Source organism: Priestia sp. MDV22-iso46 (assembly GCF_058629175.1).
This window is the reverse complement of the sequence record NZ_JBZVWT010000008.1, coordinates 37,919-63,491: the sequence shown is the minus strand read 5'-3', so window position 1 is coordinate 63,491 and position 25,573 is coordinate 37,919. Positions and strand designations below refer to the sequence as shown.

Genomic DNA, 25,573 nt, shown 5'->3' with positions numbered 1-25,573 from the left:
AAAGTTACTCTATGGCAGATTTATATGCTTCAATGACAGAAATGAAACAAAACACAGTAGAAGGAGTAGATTGGCAGATTGTCACGAGAACATACGATACAGATGTTCTCGTGTCAGGAATCCATGGTGGAGGGATAGAGATTGGTGTCTCTGAACTCTCCACTCTTATTGCTGAACTAGGTAGCTATAACTACTTTGCGTTTGAAGGAATTCGCTCAGCAAATAATGGAGACCTACACGTTACATCTACTCATTATGATGAACCTACTATGGTTAAGATGGTAACTAATGCTATGAATCACGTAGCAGTGCATGGTGCATCGGGAGATACAGAGATTATAAACATCGGTGGTAATGATATCCCTTTGCGTAATGCGGTTTGGTCAGAATTAACGAAGAGAGGATTTAACGCTGTAATCGCACCTTCTAACATTATTGGAGAAGAGCCTGACAACGTATCTAATAGAACATTGAAGGGTGGATGTGTACAGCTTGAATTAACATCCCAGCAACGAAAGTCATTTTTCACAAATTATGATTGGTCAAAATCAAATCGTTCAGATAGAAAGAACTGGACGCAGAAGATTTATGACTTTGCAGAGGCTGTTTATACAGCAGTAGAAGAGTATAAGAAACTAAGATTTAATACAGATAATCAAACTACCTACAACATGGATTTCAAAGGTAATCTAGGATTTGGTCTAGGTGAGCAATATAACCTCAAGGAACTTGCTAAATCAGAACTAAGTGCAGATTACAATTTATCTATTGTTAACGACATGTCAAATGACAGCAAGTTAACTCCATTAGAAAAAAGAAACCTGAAAATCCAGTTTGATAATATCATCAAAGAGAAGGCTCAAAATGATACTCTTGCTACAACTTATGGAATCACTACAGAGAAGACAAACTATGGAACATCATATACTACTCTTTACAACTATGTAAATCCATTACTATCAAACCTAACGACAGTAAGTAGTATCAATGGCACGACTATGCGAAACTACTTCGCAGATTACTATGATAAGCTTGCGATCCTATCCAAAGTAATCTCCACTAAGGCTAAAACTTTAGCAGATGGAGCGCAAACGACAGCAAATACAGCCAATACTAATGCTGGTAATGCTCAGACAAGTGCCAATACAGCGCAGAGTATGGCTACAGATGCTAAGAATACAATCGCTGGCTCTATGATTAAGAATCCACTATTCCTAGATTGGACAGGCTCTATTCCTGCTGGTACTGGATATTGGGGTTCAACAGTTCAATCAAGCGTTAAGAAAGAGAATACGCTGAGCAGAAGTGGTGGTAATGCTATTAGAATGGTTGCTACTGGAACAGAGGACTTAGGACTAAACTTAAATGCTCCATTCTTCATCCCTAACGTAGCTAACGTTAAATACCTTGTAGTAGAGATGGACTTTCTCTTAGTAAGTGGAACTTTAGAAGGTGCAGGATTGCTTGTTGATTGGACAGGAATGAATCCTTATAGACAGTATATCAAGCTTAATCAAGAAGTAACTAATCCTGATTTAAATAAGTGGTACACTGTTAGAAAGATGATAGTCAGACCTACTGATGATTTAACTGGATGGACAAACATGGCAGGATATCTAATGGGTAACTACTCAGGTCTATGGGCTAAAGCGCCTAAAGATATCGTGTTTGATAGAATTCATATTAGAGAAGCTACGAGCGAAGAGGTTAAGGCTTATCAATCTGACTTGATGATTGCAGACATGTCTTCTGATTCTAAGATTACGCCAGTAGAAAAAGTCCAACTGAAGAAGGAATGGGCGACAATTAGCGCTGAGAAACCTTCTTATGAAACATTAGCAAATACTTATGGTGTCACAACAGAGAAGACAAACTTCGTTAATGCATACAATACTTTGAATACAACTTTAAATGGTTCTAGTGGTGTATTGGTAAATATGCAGACAACGTCAAGTGTTACAGCTTCAACGTTCCGAGCACAGTTCGATGACTATTACGATAAGAAAGCGATCCTTAACAGGGTAATTAATGAGAAGGCTAGAAGTCTTGCAAACACTGCTCAGAGTACAATTGATGGTCTTGAACTTGGTGGAGGAAACTTAGTCAATAACACTAGATTCCTTAGAGACCTTTCAGGCTGGAAAGCGTATGGTTCAGCTACAATTGCTACATTTGCCCCAGCAGGAACTGTTAGTAAGCAGACTGGAATAAGGGTTTGGAGTGCAACAGCTACAACAAGTTCTATTGGAGTTCAAACGCCAACATTCGCCATCCAAGCCAATAAGACTTATGTATGTTCATTCATTGCTAGAAGTGCTTATAGTTTTGAGACTTCATTTGACTATGTATATCTGAGAAGTGGTCAAGGAACTACTATTAAAAAGCTGAATAACTTTGTTAAGAATGACTTTCCTGTTTATGACCAAAACGACAATATCAGTAGACGAGTAAGCTTTACGTTCTCTCATACTGCTGATTTAACAGATGCTAACTTATTGATTGGTATCGTTGGAACTGGCGTAGATGGTCAAGGATTCGTAATCAGAGAACTGCAAGTAGAACTAGGTTCTAAGCCTACTTCTTGGTCTCCAAGTCCTTTAGAGGTAACTGGTTATATTGAAGAGGTTGAGACTACTGCTAACAAAGCTAAGAGTGATATTGCAGATATGTCATCAGATTCTAAAGTGACTCCTTTAGAAAAAGTACAGCTTAAAAAAGAGTGGGCTACAATTCAAGCAGAGAAAACAACTCTTTATAACATGGGTACAACATTTGGCAAGACTACAGAAAGAGATGCTTTCAATACAGCTTACAATACTCTGAACACAGATATAACTTCAATACTAGCTGATATGACTACAACTACTTCAATCAACTCTACAACGTTTAGAGCGAAGTTTGATGATTACTACGATAAGAAAGCACTTCTTATCAAGGCAACTAGTGAAGATGCGAAGTCACGAGCAGATGGCGCACAAAGTACAGCTAATACAGCAAACACCACAGCAAATACTGTTACAAAGACTGTTGATGACAATAAGACAGTTTGGAATAGAGCAAGCAACTTTAGAAGCGATGGAAACTTAGACCCTGATAAAATCTATGGAACTATTCCTGATGCCAAGATTGCTGGTGCGACAAACTGGAATGATGCCAAGACTAAGATAGACCTATGGAAATACAATGGTGACGCTACAAAGATTAACGGTGGAAACATTGCGACAGGAACTATCTTCGCTAAATCTATGTTGATGAGTGACTTTACAAACTTATGTGAAAACCCTGACTTCGAACTAGACACTCCTAATTCAAATCCTATGGGGTTCACAGGCGGGACTAACTATCGTGTAGTTGATATCTCATCTTATACCTATGGAAATGGTAGTAACAGGGCTTTTCAGATTGATGCGTATGCTACACAAAGTTCTAGCGCATATATGGACACTCTTATCCCTGTATCCGCAGGACAGCAATTCTATGTTGGTGCTGAAGGTAGATACTACAATTCCAACGGTAGTGGCGTTGGGCGTATTGGATTTAAAACATATGATGCTAAGAAAAGTAGCGATAACCACTGGTACACTGCGGTAGATTGGTCAGGAACTAAGAGTCAAAACTTCGGCTATAAATCAGGTACTTTTGTTGTTCCTGCTGGCGTTAGTTACCTTCAAATTTGGATCAGCTTCTCTTCGAATGAAACAGCAAATAACTCATTTATCGTTGACAACATTCGTATTCATCGTATGGCAAATGCTGAGTTAATTGTAGATGGTACAATTGAAGCTAAACATATCAAATCTTTAAATGGAATCACTGTTGGCAATGGTCAATTTAAAGTTGATGCAAATGGTAACGTAACACTTGGCGCTGGTGCTGTATTAACAGCAGTGCGGTTAGAATCGGCAAGAGGAAACACATTCTATCTTGGTGATGATGGTTCGAAAATCGACTACTCTATAGCAGGAACTATTAAGCGTACACGTTACGCTACCAACGATTTAACATATCTAGCGATTGACGATACACCAGTTTTTAACTTTGTTATGGATGGGGCTTTCGATGTAACACTTAAAAAATATGGGACACATTATGGATTAAAACTAGGTAGTCCAATCGTCAAAGGTCTTGTAGGTTCTGACACTGTACAAATTAGAAACTGGAACGACACTGACTATGGTGGTCTATCAGCTAAGGATATTACAGCCACTGGAAACCTTAGTGTTTGGGGAAATCAATCGTTGCAAGGTGTTACTACTATTTCGGGTAGCGCAGGTGGTATGTTGAAGATGGTTGGTACTGCTGATGCATATATCGAGATGTTCCCTGATGGAACAGGTGCTGGTCGTAAGTCATTCTTTGGACATGAGAACGCAACAGGTAATAACTTTGTTATTCAATCTGATGCTAATGAGGTTATCCTTAAAACAAACGCATCTCGTTTAAAGGTTGATGATGGAACTGCAGGAATTCACGCCACTAATGCGAACGATAATGCTTATATTCCTATCTACGCTTCAGAATTCAAGGTAAGTTCTCGTAGAGAATGGAAGAAGAATATTGAGCCATTATACAAATCTGCATTAAAAGAAATCTTAGACACGCCTGTTTATCAATATCACTTAAATGCTGACAATGATAACGAGATGAAAAGAACAGGTTTCATCTTGGAAGAAGCACCTATGGATATGGTTGATGCTCAGGGGATCGGTTTAGACTTGTATGCTGGTCTAGCATATGCATTCAAAGCTATTCAAGAATTGAGTGCAAAGGTTGATTATCTAGAAGGAAAACTCCGCAAAAGATAATTAAACAAAAGTATTGATAAATTACGTTGTTTATTGTAGAATAAGTAAGAAGGGAGAATGAAAAGTGATTACAAATCCATTGGATAAATTAATAGTAGAGAAGGGCTTTGATGCCCTCTCTATCTTTGAAAAGAATAATATTATCGTTTATCTTGCTAGTAAAGAGGGAGTGCCTATGGAGCAAATAACAGAAGAGTATATTCTAGAACATCATAAAAACCTTAGAATCGAACAGCTAAGAGAAGAATGTGAAGACAGAATACTTGTAGGAATTACTGCTTCAAATGGTCACGTATACAGAACAAATCGTGATGACCAAACCAACATGCTAGGAAGAAAAGAATATCTAAACGATCATCCTGACGCACAGATTGTTAAATGGAAAACAGAAGATGCAGGATTCGTTGACCACCCTAGAGAAGAGTGGATAAAGGTATTCTACGAGTGTATGCAAAACAAAGAGGCTCTTATCTTTAAGTACGACATGCTTAAGAAGGAAGTTGCTGAAGCTACTACACATGAGGAGGTTCTTAACATTGGAAAAGAAAAACCTATTGAAGAGACTCCGACAGAAGAGGAAACTATTCCTGAAGAAAATAATTCAGAAGAAAATGTTGAAACTCCAGTAGACGAAACTCCCATTGAAGAAGGAACTCCTGCAGAAACTCCTGATACTACTGTGTAAAAATATATTAAACAAAAGTATTGATAAATATATAGATATATGGTATAATCAGAGAGTTAAGGGAATTGGATGACACTGGAAATCATTATGACGCAAATTCATAATGAAAGGGTGTCACCATTGAAAGTACTATTCAGCTATTTTAAGCAAGAACATTTAGACAGCTTGCCTCTGTTATTCACAGGCGGTATGACAGGGTTAACAGCGTTATTTGGAGGTTGGGATACAGCCTTTCAAGTGTTTATCACATGTGTTGTCTTAGATATGCTAACAGGAATTATTAAGGGATTTTACACAAAGGAATTTTCAAGTAAAAGAATGCGACAAGGATTTGCTACAAAGTTTGGCTACTTTATCGTAATCGTACTTGCAACACAGTTTGATAAACTCATGCCCGAAGACGCTCCAATTCTACGTACCATTGCTGTTTGGTTCTACATTTTTGTTGAAGGAAGTAGTGTACTTGAAAACTTGGCGCAAATGGGTGTTCCAATTCCACAAGCTATAATCGATCGCCTTGCTGTATTTCAGGGTAAAGGTGGAGATGAAGCGAAGTTGAATGAAGATGGGAAGTTCGAGACTGACAAGAAGTAATATTTAATAAAACTCAGATTTTATTAAAAAGTTGAGAGATAGATATTGACATCTATCTCTCATTCTGTTATTATATTAATAAGGCAATATTAAGCAAAAGTATTGACAAATAATAAGGAGTGAATCAAATTGGCAATTCACATTTCAAATTTAACAGTACCTAAAGAAGAAAAGAAGGTACGAGATTACATTAATACGCCAACAGGCAAGATTGAGATTTACGAGCCTACACTAGAAGTGGCAGACGCTCTAATTGATATTCAACGACAAGAAGGTGTAGACTTCGGAGAAGATGCTACAGTAGTATTCGATGCAATCACAGTAGTAAAACACTTCTTCCCATTATTAACGAACATCGATTTCTCAGACGTTTCAGATGAAGAATTAAGCAAAATTATTGACAATCCATCTGTTCACTTGTTGATCGCACAGAACTTGATTGCTCAAATCATCTCAGATGTAAACAAGTTATACGCTGAAAAAATCAAAACAGAAATTGCAAGTGCAGAAAGTGTATTATCTCAAGCTGAGTTAATCTCTCAAATTCCAACATTAATGGTAGAACAGGCTATGCGTAATGGGGATCACGAGTTTGTACGCAAAGTAGATGAGGCTTCAAGAGAATTAGATGAAGCAGTAGAGAATGCGAATAGTCAAGAAGAACTTGCAGATAAAGTTGAAGAAGTTATTAATCTAAAGGCTAATGCAAGTGATATTGCAGACTTAGCTAGTAGAGTAGAGAAGGCAGAAACTCAAATTACAGTTAACGCAGACTATATTACTCAGCGTGTAACTAAGGATGAGTTTGATAACTAATGAGATTTAAATCTGTCTCTGCTCTTCAAGGACACCTTAAAAGTTCTATCATGACTGCAATTGAAACCAAGGTAACAGCAATCTGTATGGATGTTGTTCAAGAGTATATTCGCAAGAATGTATACGAGGCTTATATCCCTCAAGGGGATGAAGCCTACGATAGAACATTTGACCTGTTGAATAGTGTAACTATAGGAAATCTCAGCATTGGATATAAATTTGCAACATTTGAGATTTACATGGATACAGGAAAGATTAACCCTCAGATAAGAAATGGAACAGGTGGCTATGGTGGATGGAACGCTCATGCAGATGTGTTTAGCATAGATGTTAGTGAATACATTCCACTATGGATTGAAGAAGGAACAAGTGGTTCATTATTCGATCGTGAGGGCGCACATTATATGGAGGATGCTTACTTTGATTTAAGTGGTGGGGAATTGGCTGTAGCATTGGCTAGTTCACTAAGAAGTCAAGGTTGGAATGTGGTATCTGTATAAATTAAGGAGGCTTCTTATGGCTAATAAACCATAAGAGGTGAAGAAAGTGGCAGAACAAAAGCGTCAATATAAACGCTATTTTACTAAAGATAAGCTTGCTGAGATAAACGAAGAAAGCGTTAAGTCTTATGAAAAGTATCTAAAATCAAGGATTATTAAAAACAGAGATGTTAAAGAAACTACTTATAAGGTTTACCAAAACTACTTTAATCAGTTCTTGGTATACCTAATGGAAGAGTGGGAAAACATCAGTATTCATGATGAAGAGTACTTAGAAAATGCTGTTGAAATCATGGAGGGATACATTGGATTTTTGCAAGATGAACTTGGGAATAACAAGAAGGTAATTAATACAAAGTTATCTGCTGTATCTAGTTACTTCCATTGGGCTGTACAGCGTAAGGGTGTTCCAGTAGATGTTCATCCATTTGATAGAAAGCTTGAAAGAATGAAAGGCGCTAATGATGAGAAACTCATTAACCATTACTTCTTGAATCAAGAGCAGATTGATATTATCACTCGTGTAATGCATGAGGATTACGAGAAGCCAAAGGGTAGAAAGTTTGATATTCAAGACTTACTGATTTGGCATATCGCTATTGAATCTGCAAATAGAAATGGAGCAATCTCCAAGTTAACATGGTCATCTTTGGATTTAGAGAGCATGATGTTCGTAGATATCAGAGAGAAACGTGGGAAAATGGTTGAGGTCGCCTTTGAGGAATCAACTAGAGACTTGTTAATGAAGTGGAGAGAAATGCGTAAGGAGATGGACAATCTTGAGTGTGATGCAATATTTGTCGCCAAAAGAAATGGTGTTTATCATAAGATGTCTCAGACTTCAATTTACATGCGTGTTAGAAAGATGGGTACGATCCTAGGATTACCTGACTTACATCCTCACTGCTTACGTAAAACTGCAATTAACAAGATTGTAGATGAGACAGGAGATTTAACATTGGCTCAGGAAATGGCGAACCATAGTGATATCTCTACAACTCAGAAGCACTATGTTAAACCGAAATCAAAGGCTGAGATTCGTGAGAAGCTTAAGCAATTAAAGAATAAAAACAAAGAAGATTAAGCAAAAGTATTAACAAGGTGGTGTTAGCGTAAGTGCCAAGTAATAAGATAGGTATTGAGGTTCAAGTAGAGTTTCAGACTGTTGGTGAACTTCAGGCAGAGTTAGCTAAGAAGTGGGCTTCTGTCAAAAAGAACTTCACTGCAAAAGTCAACGTTGACGTAGACGAACGAAGCTTGGCTTCAATGAGAGCCAAAATTAAAAAAGCCTTAAGTGACAATGCTGTAGAAATTAAGCTGTCTGCAGATATGTCAGAGGCTTTCAAGGCTGTCAATAAATTTCAAACAGAACTAAGAAAACTTGACCATGAACTTAGTAAGAATCGTGAGTTAAAGATTAAAGTTGCTGGCTTAGATATGGACAAAGCTTTCAAAGATGTCCTTCAAGATATGAGAAATATTGATAAGCTTCAAGATGCAAGTGCTAAGAAGACGCAACAAGCCTATAGAGACCAAGGTAAGCTGATTGATGCTAATATGGAGAAAGTCGCTAAGCTTCAACGAATTAGTAAACAAATGGCAGATGGCAGTTATGCCAATACCATTAAGTCAACTTACAATGATGGCGCTGATGTTTCTAGAACTGTTACTCAGAAACCAAATGGAATGATTGACATAACAGAAACACTTAATCAGGAGAAGGCTCTAAAAGAGATTGAGGATACTCTAAAGCGTATCCATCAACTTGAAATGAGTATGAAATCTGCTGACAAAGACAGCACTGCATTAATGAATAAAGAGTTAGGTATTCATAAGCAACAGTTAGAAATGTTGCAAGAGGAGTATAAGCTTAAGTATAAAGCTAATTCTATGGATGAGGGTAGCACACAGGCGCTTGTGCGATCGCAACAATTAGTCGCAAGTCTAAAAGACCAAGCTATGTATGCTAAAGAAGTAGCAAACGAAGAGAAAGAAATTGCTAATGCTGTTTCTAGAGTGGCACAACTCGAAGCTAAGAAAAGTCAACTTGCTGTTCAGATGGTCAACGCCAAGGGCAATGAGTTAAATGCTCTTAGAGAAGAGTATGGATACCATGACAAGATTCAAGCTAAGATTAGCGAGAGCAATAATCTGACTCAGAAAATGACTGCTTCTCAAAGAGAAGAACTTGACGCTATTAGAACCAGTGCAATGCTACAAGTTGAAAAGGCTCAAGCTAAAAAGGCAGATGCTGAGGCTACTCAAAGACTAAGTCAAGCTGAAAGAGAATATGCTTCTCAAATGAAGCGAGACTTAAAAGAGATTCAAAGCTTACAACTTAAGATTCATGAGATTCAGTCTAGAGGCTCTTCTAAAGAGGGAGATTATACTAATCTACAAAATCTACAAAAAGCATTGTCAATCGCAAAGCAGATTCAGAATGAGAACAGAACCAACGCTGAGGCTCAAGGGCTTGTAAGTAACAAGTTGCGTGAACAACTAGGTTATATGGAAAGACTTCATCAAACAGATATGCAACGTGTTCAAGCTGTAGCTAAAAACAACGCTCAGCAAGATGCTTTCAACTCTAAAATGAAGGCTTATGAAGATAGTCTAAGAAGAATCAATCAACTACAACGTGACCTCCAATTCTCAGGAGTTCGTGAATCAGGTGTAATTGAAAGAGCATTAAGTGCTGAAAGAGATAAAGCTAATACTTTAGAAAGAGAAATCTCATCATCTAAGCAATTAACTGCAAGTAGAAGAGAAGAGATTAACGCTATTAAACAAGCGCAAAGTGAAGAACTTCGTCTTAGCAGATTGCGTCAAGATGCAAAGGATAAGGATAGAAGTTTTAGCAATACTGGTGGAGCAATCGACCCATACAGCACATACGCTGGGTTTGAACAAGGGTTTAGAGAAATCCTTAAAAACTCATTACTTGTTGACGAGGCATTCGTAAAGGTTAATAAGGTTGCTGATGCTGGTGCAAAAACAATGCAACACTTCAAAGACACTTCCTATGATACTGGTGCTCAACTTGGTGTAACTGCAGACCAATACATGTTGGCTGTTGAAAAGTGGGTAACTGCTGGTAAGAACTTTACTGATTCTCAAGAGTTAGCGAAAACATCCCTAGTAGGTAGTTTCGTAGGTAACATCAAGCCTGACGACATGGTTAAATGGATGGCTGTTCCTATGGAAGCATTCCAAAAGCAAGGGTTAAAAGCTAACGATGTTATCAACGTAATGAACGAAACTGCCAACCAAAATGCTATTGAGATGGAAGAGTTAGGTAAGGCATATATGCGTTCTGCTGGTACAGCAAAAGATGCTGGCGTATCATTCGAAGACCTCACTGGTATGATTACTGGTGCTCAAGAGGCTACTAGAATGGGAGGAGAACGAATCGGTACAGCGATCAAAACTATGAGTCTCAACTTTGGTAACATGAGAGCACAGATGACTGCTGGTGAGAAAAGAAAGTTTAATTTCTTCAAAGATTCGTTGGGAATCGACCTTTCAGAAGCTGAGAGTATGACCGATGTTATTGGTCAACTTGCTAGTAAGTGGAAAGATATGTCTGTAGAAGACAAGTCTACTGCTAAGTTCTATCTAGCTGGTAAAGAGCATGCCAACGTATTACAAGGTATCATTGACCAATGGGATACAGTTGGACAAGCAAGTAAAACTGCTCAAGACCAAATAGGTAAAGGTATCGATGGTTCAGCCTATAAAGAGTTTGAAAAACAACAGGACTCTGTTCGATTCAGACTTGCTAAGCTTCAAAATGCTTGGTTAGAATTCACTAACAAGATTGGTGAAAATGGTGGTCTACTAGCTAAGACTATGGAAGTATTAACTAATGGTCTACAAATTGCCACTGACTTAATGAACAATCCAGCATTTATGAATGTAGCTAAATGGCTTGCTATTGCAGTTGCTATTAAGGCAATTACAAACGCTGGTAAGAGAATGACCGATGTTCTTACTAGTGGATTCAGAGATTACGTTGCTAGAGTCACAGGCGCAGTAAACGCTCTGAAGAACCTGAAAAAAGGTACAGATGATGTAAACAGTTCATCTAGAAGACTTATAGATACTAACAGAGAGATAGCTAGGGCATCTCAGGAATCTGCTAGAATACAACAAGCTAGTGCAAGAGAGACAGCTAGAGTACAGCAAAGTGGCGCAAGTGCCATGATTAAAGCTGGTAAAATCCAAGCTGGATCGCAAGCAAAAGCACCTGCGGTATTAAAAGCACCTTCTACCCCTGAAGTAAGAACTGTTGTATATAAGGCAAACACTGAGGCTGTTAAGAAAGCACAAGCTGAAGTTACTGCAGGAAATAAACCTGTAATTAGAAGTGTTACATGGAAAGCTGATACTAGAATGGTTAAGAAGGCACAAGCCGAAGTGACTGCTGGTAACAAGCCAGTAGTAAGAACACTTGTATACAAGGCTGATGCTAGTGCTGTTAGAAAGGCACAGGGAGAAGTTGTTAGAACTAACCAAGCTGTTGCTCAATCTGCTTCTGCCACAGTAACTAAAACTGGCTTAGTAAAAGGTGCTATTAAAGGCTTAGCAGGGATGATACCAATTGTTGGTGACGCTCTAATCATGATGGAAATGATGGGCATTCCAGTATTTGAGACCATCGGAAAAGGCTTTAAAGGTCTTGTCAACAGCGCAGATGAAGCTAGAAAAGCTTTTGAAAAAACTGCTAGTGAGTTTGAGAAAAGCAATGCTATTATCAATGGTTCATTAGATAAGAACAAGGCTAAGTTAGATAGCTGGCAAAAGCAATTAAACAACGCTAAAGGCTCTGATATGGGTCAAATGGGTCACGAAGACTTTGCTAAGTTTAAGTCAGAATTCAATGATACTGCTAAGGATTTAGGCTTAAAAGTTCGAATTGAGATGAATGACACTTCTCAAATCCAATCTGCATTAGACGCTTTGAAAAACAAGCTTAATGGAGTTAAGGAACAGAGCACTCAAAAGATTGGTATCCAAGTAGGAGACAGTCTTGCTCAAATCGATAAGCTTAAGAGTAGCTTGCAGGACTTAGAGGCTCAGAAAGAAAAATTAAAAAACAAAGCTGACATGCTTAAAGGTCTTATTGATGCTGGTAAAGATAATCCTGCAATCAAAATGAGTCAGGACTATCGAAATTGGGAAGCACAATTAGAGAGCACGAAAAACAAGCTTTCAGAAGTTAATGGTAAGATTAAAGAGCAAAAAGGAGACTTAGCAGATACTAAGGCTTCAATGGATGGATATGTTCAATCTGCATTGGCTCAAGGCTCTGCATTCGACTCAGGAAACTTGAAGATGAGCGAACGAAAAACCTTATTGGATCAGATGAGACAGGGTCAGGAAACACTGAATGATGCTGTTGCAAATGGTAATCTAGCAGGGAAGCAATTCGCTGAGGCTGGTACTTTAACTGCTACAAACTGGGGATTAGTTCAACAATTAGTTCCACAAGTAGCAAGTGCATTCGGTGATTGGAGTGCTCAAGAAATCAATGGTAGTAAACAGGCTCAAGATGCTGTTAAGGGACTTATTAACGATTACGTTAAGAAAGGTACAGTATCCGCAGAGGCTGGTCAAAAAGCTATTCAGGCTCTTGAGAAAGAGATTGCTAGTGACGAGAAAGCTAAGAATAAGAAAAATGAAAAGGGTAAGGCTGGTAAGAAAGCTGGGGATGATTCAGCTAGTGGAAGTAATAAAGCTAAGGCTGGGTCTGACAAAGAGGCATCTGCTGACGAGAAAGCCAAGAACAAAAAAAGCGAGAAAGGTAAAGCTGGTAAAAAGGCTGGAGAAGACTCTGCTAGTGGTTCTAATAAGGCTAAACAAGGCGCTGACAAAGAGGCATCTGCACATCAGAAAGCTGGTCAGAAAGCACAGGAAAAAGGTGCGAAGGGTAAGAAAGCTGGTGCTGATAGCGCAAGTGGTTCAAACCAAGCCAAGAATAGTGCTGACAAGGAAGCAAGTGCTCACCAAAAGGCTGGACAAAAGGCTCAAGAAGCTGGTCAGAAAGGTAAGAAAGCTGGCGCAGACAGTGCAAGTGGAAGTCAGAAATCAGCTAGTGCTAGTAAGCAAGCCGCCTCAGCGCATGATAAGACTGCTCAATCTGCCAGCAAAGCTGGTAAGGCTGGACAGAAGGCTGGTAACGATACTGCTAGTGGTATGAACAAAGGTAAAGCTGGTGCTGATAACGCTAAAAGAGGCTTGGATGGCGCTAGTAGTTCTGCTAAAAAGCTAGGTAAAGATGCCAGTGACGCTGGAAACAAAGTTAAAGCCATTCCGAGTCATAAAGAATCGAAGTTTACCTTTAAGGTGTTCGGTATTGACCTTATGGATAAGGTTAAAAGCTTCTTTAGTGGTAGCTATTCTAAGAGTGGTTCAATCAGTATCACCAAAACAGAGAAGACAGTTAAGAAAGATAAGTCTGTTTCTGCTAGAGGCGTTTCATCTAACTCTGTATCATCTGCTGGTGGGATTCCTGTTCGTGGCATATCTAGTCTTGCTACAAGCGCTAATGGAACTGTTAAGGATAATGCGACTTCTACAACGTCTACTACGCCTCCTGCCAAGGTATCCGAGGATGTATGGAGATACTGGAATAAAGAGGACGCAGTTAGTAAGCTTGACGATAGAATCAAAGACCTTACTAGAACTCTCCAATGGGTCGGTGACGATCAAAAAGCACAGAAGTATCTGTATGAGCAAATGATACCTGTTCTAAGACAACAGTTAACTGCTTATCAAAGTCTTCAAGGTGCAAAAGATAGTGAGATGAATTCAACGTTAAATTCATTGAAAAAATATGGATTCAATGTCAATACATCTACAAACACTATTTCTAACTTAGACCACGCTAAAAGTCTGTCGGGAACAAAGGCAGAAGAAGCTGAAAAACTTCTCAATACTTATCACTCTCTAAGTTCTGAGTTAGTTACTATTGGCAATAACATGTCTGATATTACAACTCAAATCTTCGATACTCAAGATAAGATTAAGAAGAATAACATTGCTATTGAACTAGAGAAATATGACGCTGTCATCAAGCGCATTGACGCATTGTTAACAAAGGTCAATAACTCTGATTCAATCTTCGCTAAGAGATTAGAATTCCTTGGTTCTAACGATTCTGAACTTGCCCTCATTACTAATGAACAGGCAATGGCGAGTGCTAAGAGCAATATGGCTTCACTGATAAGCCAATTCAATAGTCTGTCAAAAGCAAGCATTGGTTACGAGGAAAATGGTACAGCATTAAAAGCAAGCTTAGATAAACTAAGCACTGAAATACTTGCACAGGCTGATGCCATTGTTAAGTATGAACAAGCTATTAATGACCTCGAAATCTCAAGGGTTACTAATGACTTAACTGAGTTTGGAACTGCGGTTGACTCCAACGTTAACAAACTTAAGAATAATGTTACTAACCTTAAGGATGGATTACTGAGTGGCACTGATTTCGGAGACCTTGCTTCATCTAAGTCTACTGGATTAGAGTTAGGAAGAAACAACATCTACGAAGCAGTTCAACAAGAGAGAATCAATCTTGAATTAGAAATGCAACAGGCTTTAGATGCTTTCGCTAAGAAAAACATCGACAGAGTCAAAGGTGTATCTAATGCAGAACTTGATATTACTGCCACTAAGTATAATTCAATGTTGAAAATGCAGAAGGATTATACTGCAGGACAAACAGCTTCTTATTCTCAAATCGTTAAGACATTCGATGAACTGGCTGGTGTAGGAAAGCTTGATAATAGCTACACGTTCATCACTAAGCTAGACAATGCTTTCGATGCTCTACAAGCCAAGCAAGACAAGATGAAAACTCAATATGAAAAGGATTTAGCATCTGCTAAGTCTCAAGAAGCTAAGGATGCTGTAACTAACAAGTTCATCATCAATAATATGAAGCTTCAAGAAGAGTACCTTCAAAAGTCAATTCAAGCTAATAACGATGCTATTGCAGAGTACAAGAATCAACTTAAAGATTCTACTTTGACCGATGACCAATTCAATAAGATTAACACTCAAATTGATACATTGGAAAAAGAGAACTTGGATTCTCAAAATGCAATTAAAGCAAGCGTTAAAGAGCGCTTTGACTTTGAGTTTAGCTTATTAACTGAAGCAATGTCTAAGTATGACCAGTACGCAACAGATTTAACTTACGCACAAAACCTTATCACTGCTATTGGAGGAGACAACTTCAAAGCCAAGGGTCTTGTAATGGATCAGATGCTTGACGTTGAGAAGGCTAGAAATAAGCAACTTGACACTACATTAGATTCATTGAACAAACAGTTATCATCTTATGAAGAAGGTAGCTATGAGTGGAATCTGATTAATGCTCAGGTCACTGAGTATAACAAGCTTCTCCAAGCTAGTAATCTACAGCTTATCGAAATGAACAAGAATATCTTGAAAAACTCTTTCGACAACACTATGAACAAAGTACAGAAGGAAATGTTCGATGGTAAAACGATTGAAGATTTCAAGTCATATCATGATTTATGGGTAACTGGACTAGAAAGAGAACTTGCTTTAGAGAAGATGTATGGTAGAATCGCTGACCTTGGCACAAAGAACTTCGATGAGAAGATGGCTCTTCTAGACAAGCAAGAAAAAATGAGTCGCTACGAAATGGACTACATGAATAAACAACTTGACCTAATTGAACTTCAACAGAAACTTGAAAATCTCAGCAATGAGAGAACAGTTCAAACGTTGAAACAAAATGCTGATGGAACTTGGGATTGGCAGTACCAAGCAAACCAAAGTGAAATCGACAAGGCTCAAGAAGAACTAAACAATAAGCAATTGGAAATGGAAACTGCACAGCAACAGGCTCGTGAGGATTACTCTACTAAACTAGAGGCTATTCTTACTAAGGCTGAAAATGGTCAGTATGACAGCGCAGAAGACTTCCAAAGTGCTATTAATGACCTAACAGAAGCTTATGATTCTATTGTAGGAGACTTCCCTAAAATCAAGGATGAATACATCAAGTCATTGATTGATTCATACTCTGAATATATTAAGGAAAATGGAGATGTTATCAACGGTAATATCCCTAGCACAGCCACTCCTATCTATGAAGGATTTAGCACTGAACTGGTTAAAGCTTTCAATGACATTAGTAAAGACATTGGAGAAACATTTGCAAACGCATTGATTTCTAAACTTCCTAACTTTGGTAAAGCTACTGAGTCTTCGACTTCTAGCAAATCCGTAAGTATCAACTTGGATAAGGTAGAATTCCCTAATGCCACAGACAAAGACAGTATCCAAGAGGCGATCCTAAGCTTGCCACAAATCGCTTTACAAAAGTCTAAAGAGAAGCTATAATAAGTCTTAAGGGGATTTTTATGAACCCCCTTAAGCAAAATTATTGATATAAAACGAGGTGTATTTGGTGTCAGAAATTAAACCAATATTGCTGAGTATACAACCTTGGGATGCGGAGAAGGGAACTTCGGTTTACTATACTTATACAGGTAGTAAACAAGCAATGGATAATGAACTAGTAGTGACAGACACTGCTGACGGAGAGATTGTATATACATTCTCATACAGTTCTTTTGAAAGAGTTCATCACCTTCCACCAAGAGAGTTTATTAATGGCAAGATATACAAAGCAAAGATAAGAGTAAAGCTTTCTGATGGGACATACTCGCCATATTCAAATGAAGTAGAATTTAGAACATTTAAGACACCTATCCTTGATATCATAAGTATCGATGGAGAAGGATTTGTCTACAACCAAGATGTTACATTTCAAGCCAATTACACACAAGCAGATGGTGAATTAGTTAAGACATACAGATTCAGTTTATATGATGAGAATGAAGACCTTATACTAAACTATCCAATTAGAACTCCATCAGTGGCAAGTGTATTAAGTGAAACTATCACAGGTCTTGAGAGAGGTAAGGGTTACTTCATTGAGTGTTTAATTGAGACTGTAAATGGAGTTGTATGGACGCATCGTGAGAAGTTCATTCCAATGTACATTGTTCCTTCTGCAAATGGTCTAATACAGACAGTAAATGACTATGATGAAGGTGTTATCAGGATTACCACAAACCTAAAACAAATCACTGGTACTCAGGTGAAGGGAACTCCTCAAGTAGATAACGATGGAAATGATTCTAACAACTATAGCTACATTAATGATGAGTGGATTGTAATTCCTAAAGAGAGACCTATTATCTTTCAGGGATTAGGAATGAGTAAGGCATCTGACTTTGTAATGAAGCTGTGGTGCAAGAATATCCCTAATGGAACTAAATTCGCAGAAGTTAGTCCTCCTGAAAACACAGGGATCGCAATTCAATTTTGGAAATATGATAACAAGATTGTCGCAGTAAAAGAGTTTAGTGGAGTTACATCAAGATATCGCTCAAACATTGTAACAATACCTAGTGGCGCTGAGTTTATGGTGTACGCAAAGGTAGTTGAGCATAGAATTGACCTATCTCTAAAAATACTGTAAGAGAGGTGATAAAGTGATAATTGATTACAATTTCTTTGGTTTAGAAGAGGGCGCAGTCTTTGATACGCCAATATGTACAGACATGCTAGATGAACTTCAGTTAAATGAAGGAACATATGATGAAGCTTATATCGACTTAAGCAAAAACATTGTAGATGATAACGTTAAACCTACATCGTGGGGCTTCACTACGATTATGGATGCCAAGTTTACAAGTGACCTAGATGCTGGTTCTATTGGAATGGATGGCTTTAAGGTTACGCATATCATGCTTTATCGTTCAGTCTATGGCACGAGTAAGTGGGATGCAATTGGTATCTTTGAATATGATGAGGATTACAACGTTTATGATTATGTTGATAGATATACTCAAAATGGAATCATGTATCAGTATGCGATCGTTCCAGTTGCCAATGAGGTACTTGGGGAGAAGACAGTTTCACAACCAATTGAATCTTCATATGAGGGTATCTTCATTACTGATAGAAAAGAAAATAGAAGACTAGAGTTTGATATCACCATGGGTGAAGTTGTCTATAATACAAACTCAGCATTGAATCAGCCAATCAATAGTGGATATCCAATCGTAACATTTGGTCAGAGTAAGTATAGAAGTGGTAGCCTAAGTGTCCTCCCATTATCTAGAGAAACAATCGCCCTTGCTGGTGCTGGCATTGACAAGTTTGCAGAACAGGTTAACAGACAGGAATGGGTTGACTTCCTAAACAATGGTAAAGCAAAAGTATTAAGAATGGACAATGGTGTCCTGATGTTAATTGTAACACATAATGTTACGCAAACTCATAAAGAAGGGGATTTACTTCGCCCATTGGCTAGTCTGCAATTTGACTACACAGAAATTGGTGAAATTACCTTCGATGCTATGACAAAGACTGACTTGCTTTCAACTACTGCATTTGAAAGAAAAACAACGTTTAACGAGAATGGGGCTGTTGTAAGTGGCTAAATATGTTCAAGGTAACGTGGTTATGGGAGCGAAATATCTCCCTAACATAGCTAATTACGCTGACCTTCATCTTCAACCTGTAAGAAAGCTTTATATAACAATCGAAGTATTAGATAAGAACAATGATACCATCGAGACAGTTCAGGGCTTATCTACAGGTGGAAGCTTAAGCGTTTCAGGAGACAGTTTGATAAAGAGGACAGGTAGTTTAAGCTTTGTCCTCTTTGATAGCTTGCTACCAAAAAGAGGTAGTTTGTTATGGATGACTAATAAGATTAGAGTTTATGCAGGAATTGAAAACAACATGTCAGCAGATGGAGACCTTACGAACTTCTGTCTAGGAACATTCTTCATTACTGAGCCGAGCATTGATATCTCTAGGGATTCTCGCTCTATCAGTATCTCACTGCAAGATAATATGATGCGATGGGAAGAAGAATACTTAGAGAATAAGTTGGTGTTTGATGCAGGAACGCCACTATATACTGCTGTAACTTCACTGATGAATCTGTATGGAGAATGGAATCTTGACATTGAGTTTACCGACTTGAAGATTCCATATACATTAGAGTTTAATGAAGGAGAGTCAGTTCTAGACATCATTACTAAGCTTAGAGACTTGTATATGGATTGGGAATGCTATTATGATATTGATGGCACATTTGTCTTTAAACACGTTGATATTCAACTAGAAGGTGGAGAACCTGTAGCGTGGACTTTCGACAAAGAGACAGACCTAATCACAACGTTCAAAGAGTCATTCTCATACAAAGGTGTAAAGAATAGATGCGTAGTAATTGGTCAAATGGATAGTAAGGGTGTTACTCCAAGGTCAGAAGCCAATATCATTGACGAGAATTCACAATTTCATAGAAATGAACTAGGAACTAAAACAATTGTTGTCGTAGATACCACATTGGGAGATGTACTGCAATGTGATGCAAGGGCAAGATATGAGTTGTATAAGGCTAGTACATTTCAAGAAAAACTAGAAATCAACACACTTCCAATTTATTACTTAGATACAGGGAATGTAATTGAAGTCAGAAACCTAGCAACAAAAGAGATGGAGAAGTATGTAATTGACTCAATAAGCATTGGCTTAGGAATTGAGGATGAGATAGGCTTATCTTGTCACAAGGTTTACTATAATCAATTTGAGACTATCGGTGGCTCTCTAGGAGATTACCAAGCTATTGCTGATACGGTAATCAATGGCATTCAAAATCTAGGCTGGCTATCTCTTTCTGAGAAGCGAGTTAAGGATTACTTCGGTTTAGAAGGCGATGGGTCAGACTTGATTGTTAGATTCGAATACGAAGGTTTACATGGTGTTACAGCTTATGTTACTGCATTCCTTGATGAATCTAGACAGACTCTTACAGTTGACTTGGCTGACTTTGAAAGTACAGGTGAGAATGGTGATACTGGAAATGGTAAAGAAGAGTACAGCGATCGAATTCTAGGTCATGAAATGGTTCATGCTATAATGAACAATGCTCTCACAATCGATAAGACAAAAGATATGCCTGAATGGTTTAAAGAAGGCATGGCTGAACTTATCCATGGTGCTGACGAACGATTGAAAGCTATCGTTGTAAAGGATGGAAAAGTAGACAATGCGTTGGTAACTTCATTGGTTAATCGATGTGTAGAACTCCTAAATGGGGCTTCATTTAAGTCTGAGAATATGGATTATGGGGCAGGTTATGTTATCTCAGGATTCATAGATATGAACTTGACTTCAGGTAAAACTATGAAGGACTTTATGTACTCTATCAAGATGTCTAATAAGAGTGGAGATGAGGCTGTAAAAGAAGCGATTGTTAATACAATGCCTTTTACAACATACGAGCAGTTTGTAGCAAACTTTACTCAGAATGGATACAATCATGTGAAGATAAACCTAACGCTTAATCCTACAGGTGATGAGGTGGATACAGGTTCTATTGCTGGTACAGACCATAGAGGATCAGTTCCTTTAAATGCCGAAGATATCTTTGATAACAGCAAAGCAACTCAAGGTGTTTCTGCTGTAGGATTCAAAGTCGGATTTGTAAGACCATAAACTATTAAACAAAATTATTAAAACAGTTGACATCAACTTGGTGCGGTGCTATAATTGGTTATAGAGTTAATTAATTGTAGCACTAACCAAAAGTATTGATGGTAAGGAAGGATGAATAATTTGGCGAATAGAAGTACATTCCCACAAAGCGTGGATACATTCACTGAACTCTTTGACCTACCACCAAGTTTGGTAGCGAAGGCTAAGAGATATCAGGAATTAAAGATTCAGCCTACATTAACAGCAAGTGAACAATCAGAATTGAATAGTATAACTACTCAATTAGATGGCTACATTATCTCTCCTGAAGTGTTCAACAAGATGAATGATGCAATCACTAACGTAGAGACATTCTTCCTTGATAATGTCGATGGATATATCGATGGTAAACAAGTAGAGTGGGCTTCATATGTTAATGCATTTAAACTTGCAGGAGTATATAATGCTACTACTCAATATAAGTTCCAAAACATGGTGACTTATAATGGAGACCTTTACCTATGCATAAAAGATGCAAAAGGTGTAACTCCTACAAACACAGCTAACTGGCAGAAGATATCTGCTAAAGGAGACAAGGGTGACGTAGGGCTAGGATTGGCTTATAAGGGAAATTATGACGCAACAAAAGCTTACGCATTGGGGGATGCAGTAACTTATAATGGTAGCATTTATTATGCTAAAGTCGCAACTACTGCAGGACAAGCGCCTACAGATGCAACTAAATGGATTCTGTTTGATAAGACATATGTCGGTTCATCTGCTCCATCGAATGCACAACAAGGCGTAATTTGGATTCAAGAAGTATAGGTGACAGAAGATGAGTGCTGAACTACAGAGAAAACTAATAGAAACAATTGAGATTTTAGTAGATGAAGCTATCAAAAAGACACCTTACACCTCATCGAACATTGGTCGTGTAAAAGAGATTAATGGCTTTGAATGTGTAGTTGAATTTCTTGGAAGTGAAACTAAGTGTACGATGGCTGAGCATCTTCACACTTTCATCAAGGTTGGAGATATTGTTGTGATACAAGACCTTTATAACAATAATATCAATAAGTTTATAGTGAATAAGCTAGGTGAGACTACGTGAGTGCAGAGATTCAAAATAGCTTAATAGAAGCTATACAGACGATTGCAGGGGCTAAACTCGATAATGTAAACTTTACTAAATCATACACTGGAATTGTAAGGAGTACAGATGGTTTAAAAGCTATTGTTGAAGTTCTAGGCAGTGAATCTGAATGTATTATACCTCACAACCTAGCTTCCTTCATTGGCAAAGATGATATCGTAATTGTCCAAGATATTACTAATGGGAATCTTCAAAAGATTATTCAGGGTGTTATATCATCTATAAATAAAGATATGTTTCATATCTATGATCCAGTTGAAGATAGAATCGTTAGTTCTGTAGAACAGCTATGGGATGAAGAACTTGGGATGGCAATCGATATCGTATTTGAAATGGAATAGAAGGGAGACTTTAAACCTTGACAATTAAAAAGGGTAAATATAATTTTCACAATGGTACAGGATTTGACACGTATCATTTAGAGACTCAGCCGAGTCAAGTTAAGGTATTAGATGCAAATGGTAACGTTACATCTAACCTTGAAGAGTTATTGCTTACAGGGAAGTCAGTAACAGGAGTTGCTTTAAGTACTGTTAACACTACAGGGTTATACATGGTAAAGGATTGTACAGATGCCCCAATTACAATGGCATCAGGTACAGGATATCTAATGTCTGTAGAAGCAACAGGAATGATTGTTAAGCAAGTGTTCTATGATAGACAAAATAATAACACTTATACTAGACCAATCTATAATGGAACTGCTGGTTCTTGGATTGCTACAGGGAAGGCTACAAGTGACAGTATTGCAAACTTACAATCTATTGTAGGTAGCTTAGCTTCTCTAACTACAAGTGCAAAGACTAGTGTCGTAAGTGCAATTAACGAGGTTCAGACAGAAGTAAATAACGCTTCAAGTGCAATTACGCAAATTCAAGCAGATATTGCTTCATTAGATGCTGACTCTACAAATCACAATCATGACAGTAGATATTTACAACTTAGTGGAGGATCGCTAACTGGTAAGACTTCAATGAAGAATAACACTTCTTATGCAGGGAAGAATACTAGTGGCACTGACTTAAACGTTGGTAAAGTAGATGGTTCTAACCAAGTTGTTCTAGGTGATGTTAGTGCTAAAGCAGTTATTCAAGCTAGTTCAGGAGACCTGAAAGTATCTAATGGAACAACTTCTTATAAAGTCTTCCATGCAGGAAATATGGGTGCTGGAAGTGGATTGGACGCAGATAAACTAGATGGCTTAGATGGCAGTGCATATGCTAGACAAGATGCTTATAATAACCATTTCCAAGGAGACCAATTCATTGAAAATAGTAAGTCTATTGTAATTAAAGCAAGCAGTGGTAGTTCTCAAGCAGGAAATCTATTCTTTAGAGCAGGAGATGACACTCAGAAAGCTAAAATTACAGCTACTGCAAATGGAGACTTAACTATGACAGGTGGCACTGTAACTGGTCACACATTCAAGTCTGATGGTATTTTAGAATCAGTATACAGTCATCATCACGATGCAACTGCTAGAGAAGTTCATAAGCGCTTTGTTAAAGATGGAGACAGTGGAATTGGATTCTTCATGAATACTAGTGGTCAGTTTGGAATGCATGATTGGAAGAGTGGTCAACGAGTTATGAACGTTGATAGAGCAAGTGGTGAAGTTGAATTTGTAAAAGCTATTAAGATTAATGGCAAGAAGGTTACTGTTCAGTCAGTCGCTCCACCAAATCCTGAGAATGGCGATATTTGGTTCGATATCTAATTGGACAAAAGTATTGACAATGAGAGGTGATATAAGTGGGACTGATAAACAAGTTCGTTGATGGTGAGCCAGTATCTATTAATCCAAAAGTATATAAGGATGGTCAATGGGTAGATGTTGATGCTTATAAGTATCAAGATGGAGAATGGGTCAATATGACTTCACAAACCTACACAAAGACATTCGAAGCTACGTGGACACAATCATATCGTGATACAAACGAAAAGAGAAGTGATTGGAAAAGTGGAAAGCTATGTCAGGGAGAATATGTTCAAGAGCCTTGGGGAATTCAACGTTCGCTATGTGGCTTTGGAGATATTAAATCTGAACTGGCTGGTGCTAAGATTCTAGACGTTGAACTGTATCTTAAAAACCAACACTGGTATTACTATGCAGGAGGGAAGGCAGTTATTGGTTATCACAACCATGCTTCTGAGCCTTCAATGTTTAGTTATTCTAAGTATGGTGCTGTAACAGAAGAGTTTAGTTCTAGAGGACAAGCTAAATGGATTCAGATGCCTAAGTCGTTCGGTGAAGGCATTCGTGATGGAGATTACAAGGGTATTAGCTTATTCGCAAATACTACTAATCTAAGTTACTATGGTTACTTTTATGGAGTCGCAGATGGCTCTAGTAAACCAAAATTAAAGATAACTTATTCAAAATAATAGAGTGGAGAGAATGAGACTTTCTCTCCACCAATAAAAACTAGGGAGATGTTGTATAGTGGGTAAAATCGTAGACTTATCTTATTGGCAAGGGACAATTGATTTCGCAAAGGCTAAAACAGAATTGGATTTAGCAATCATTCGAACTCAATATGGCTCAGGTAAAGAAGATACAAAGCACAAAGAGTACGAAGCTGGATGTAAAGCTAATGGAATTCCTTACGGAAACTACGCATATGCTCGATTTGTTTCAGTAAACGATGCGATCCAAGAAGCTAAAGATTTCTTAGCACGAAAAGGCGCAGATGCAAAGTTCTTAGTTGTTGACGTAGAGGAAATGACTACTAACAGTCAAGCAGATTTAGTTCCTGCAACTCAAGCGTATATCGACTATCTAAAAGCTAATGGCGTAGAAAAGGTTGGTCTATATACTGGTCATTCATTCTACACAACTTATGGTATGAGCAAAGTTAAAGCAGACTTCTTGTGGATTCCTCGCTATCGTTCTACTGATGATGGAACTATTCACACTGTTGTACCTAACATGCCTTGTGACCTATGGCAATATAGCCAAAATGGTAAACTAGCTGGTGTAGCTGGCGCAGTTGACTTAAACGTGTTAAATGGAGAAAAACCACTTGAGTACTTCACTGGAATTGAACAAAACATTGTTGCCGATGTAACAGTTGTTGGCGATGTTAAGGTTTACCCATATGTTCAAGTAACTGGTGATGTATGGATGCATTCTACGCCTGATTTCGATGAAGCTAGTCGTGTTCGTGTCCTAAAAGCTGGCGAAATCTTCAAGAATTATGGAACAGTTAATGGCATGATTGCGATCGGTGGAGGTTATGTATCTGAAAAGTACATGGCAACTACTAATCAAGTAGCAAAAACTACTGGCGATGTATGGACTCATAAAACTCCTGACTTCGATGAAGCTTCTCGTGGTCAAGTACTTCCTGCAGGAACTAGCTGGAAGATTTATGGTGAGACTAACAATAACATGTTCAAAGTTGGGGCAGAGTATGTCTCTAAAAACTACATGACTATTGTTTAATTAAAGCAAAAGTATTGACGAGGAGAGGGAAAC

The 25,573-nt window shown here is 38.1% G+C and carries 16 protein-coding genes; all 16 read left to right on the top strand.

Annotated elements, in window-relative coordinates; all coding sequences use genetic code 11:
* Positions 1–11: 11 nt before the first annotated feature.
* Positions 12–4,805, top strand: a complete 4,794-nt coding sequence (locus tag AC4NPH_RS25355) for a poly-gamma-glutamate hydrolase family protein (protein WP_491939119.1) — start codon at positions 12–14, stop codon at positions 4,803–4,805.
* Positions 4,806–4,869: 64 nt separating this feature from the next.
* Positions 4,870–5,490 carry a DUF4376 domain-containing protein gene (locus AC4NPH_RS25350; RefSeq protein ID WP_491939117.1) on the top strand — a complete coding sequence of 207 codons (621 nt, stop codon included), beginning with the start codon at positions 4,870–4,872 and terminating at the stop codon, positions 5,488–5,490.
* A gap of 120 nt (positions 5,491–5,610) precedes the next feature.
* Positions 5,611–6,084, top strand: a complete 474-nt coding sequence (locus AC4NPH_RS25345; RefSeq protein WP_491939116.1) for a phage holin family protein — start codon at positions 5,611–5,613, stop codon at positions 6,082–6,084.
* Between the two features lie 129 nt (positions 6,085–6,213).
* A complete protein-coding gene (locus tag AC4NPH_RS25340) occupies positions 6,214–6,900 on the top strand; it encodes a hypothetical protein (RefSeq protein WP_491939115.1) in 687 nt (228 codons plus the stop codon).
* Complete coding sequence (locus tag AC4NPH_RS25335; RefSeq protein WP_491939113.1) at positions 6,900–7,400, top strand: YomN family phage-derived protein; 501 nt, start codon at positions 6,900–6,902, stop codon at positions 7,398–7,400. The genes AC4NPH_RS25340 and AC4NPH_RS25335 overlap by 1 nt, the downstream gene beginning before the upstream one ends.
* A 46-nt stretch (positions 7,401–7,446) precedes the next feature.
* On the top strand, positions 7,447–8,484 hold the full coding sequence (locus AC4NPH_RS25330; RefSeq protein ID WP_491939111.1) for a site-specific integrase: 1,038 nt from the start codon (positions 7,447–7,449) through the stop codon (positions 8,482–8,484).
* Positions 8,485–8,516: 32 nt separating this feature from the next.
* Positions 8,517–16,778, top strand: coding sequence for a phage tail tape measure protein (locus tag AC4NPH_RS25325; protein ID WP_491939110.1), 8,262 nt, complete (start codon positions 8,517–8,519; stop codon positions 16,776–16,778).
* A 67-nt stretch (positions 16,779–16,845) separates the two neighbouring features.
* Positions 16,846–17,925, top strand: coding sequence for a hypothetical protein (locus AC4NPH_RS25320; protein WP_491939109.1), 1,080 nt, complete (start codon positions 16,846–16,848; stop codon positions 17,923–17,925).
* A gap of 13 nt (positions 17,926–17,938) precedes the next feature.
* Complete coding sequence (locus tag AC4NPH_RS25315) at positions 17,939–18,892, top strand: hypothetical protein (protein ID WP_491939107.1); 954 nt, start codon at positions 17,939–17,941, stop codon at positions 18,890–18,892.
* Positions 18,885–20,960, top strand: a complete 2,076-nt coding sequence (locus tag AC4NPH_RS25310) for a DUF5048 domain-containing protein (RefSeq protein WP_491939106.1) — start codon at positions 18,885–18,887, stop codon at positions 20,958–20,960. Before AC4NPH_RS25315 ends, AC4NPH_RS25310 begins: the two co-directional genes overlap by 8 nt.
* Before the next feature lie 111 nt (positions 20,961–21,071).
* A complete protein-coding gene (locus tag AC4NPH_RS25305) occupies positions 21,072–21,767 on the top strand; it encodes a hypothetical protein (protein WP_491939105.1) in 696 nt (231 codons plus the stop codon).
* A 10-nt stretch (positions 21,768–21,777) separates the two neighbouring features.
* Complete coding sequence (locus tag AC4NPH_RS25300) at positions 21,778–22,053, top strand: hypothetical protein (protein ID WP_491939103.1); 276 nt, start codon at positions 21,778–21,780, stop codon at positions 22,051–22,053.
* Complete coding sequence (locus AC4NPH_RS25295; RefSeq protein ID WP_491939102.1) at positions 22,050–22,436, top strand: hypothetical protein; 387 nt, start codon at positions 22,050–22,052, stop codon at positions 22,434–22,436. Before AC4NPH_RS25300 ends, AC4NPH_RS25295 begins: the two co-directional genes overlap by 4 nt.
* A 17-nt stretch (positions 22,437–22,453) precedes the next feature.
* Positions 22,454–23,812: a pyocin knob domain-containing protein gene (locus tag AC4NPH_RS25290; protein ID WP_491939101.1), complete on the top strand. Its 1,359-nt coding sequence runs from the start codon at positions 22,454–22,456 to the stop codon at positions 23,810–23,812.
* A gap of 35 nt (positions 23,813–23,847) precedes the next feature.
* The gene (locus AC4NPH_RS25285; RefSeq protein ID WP_491939100.1) at positions 23,848–24,480 is read left to right on the top strand and encodes a hypothetical protein; all 633 of its coding nucleotides are present in this window, start codon (positions 23,848–23,850) and stop codon (positions 24,478–24,480) included.
* 58 nt (positions 24,481–24,538) lie between these two features.
* Positions 24,539–25,540 carry a GH25 family lysozyme gene (locus AC4NPH_RS25280; protein WP_491939098.1) on the top strand — a complete coding sequence of 334 codons (1,002 nt, stop codon included), beginning with the start codon at positions 24,539–24,541 and terminating at the stop codon, positions 25,538–25,540.
* Positions 25,541–25,573: the final 33 nt, after the last annotated feature.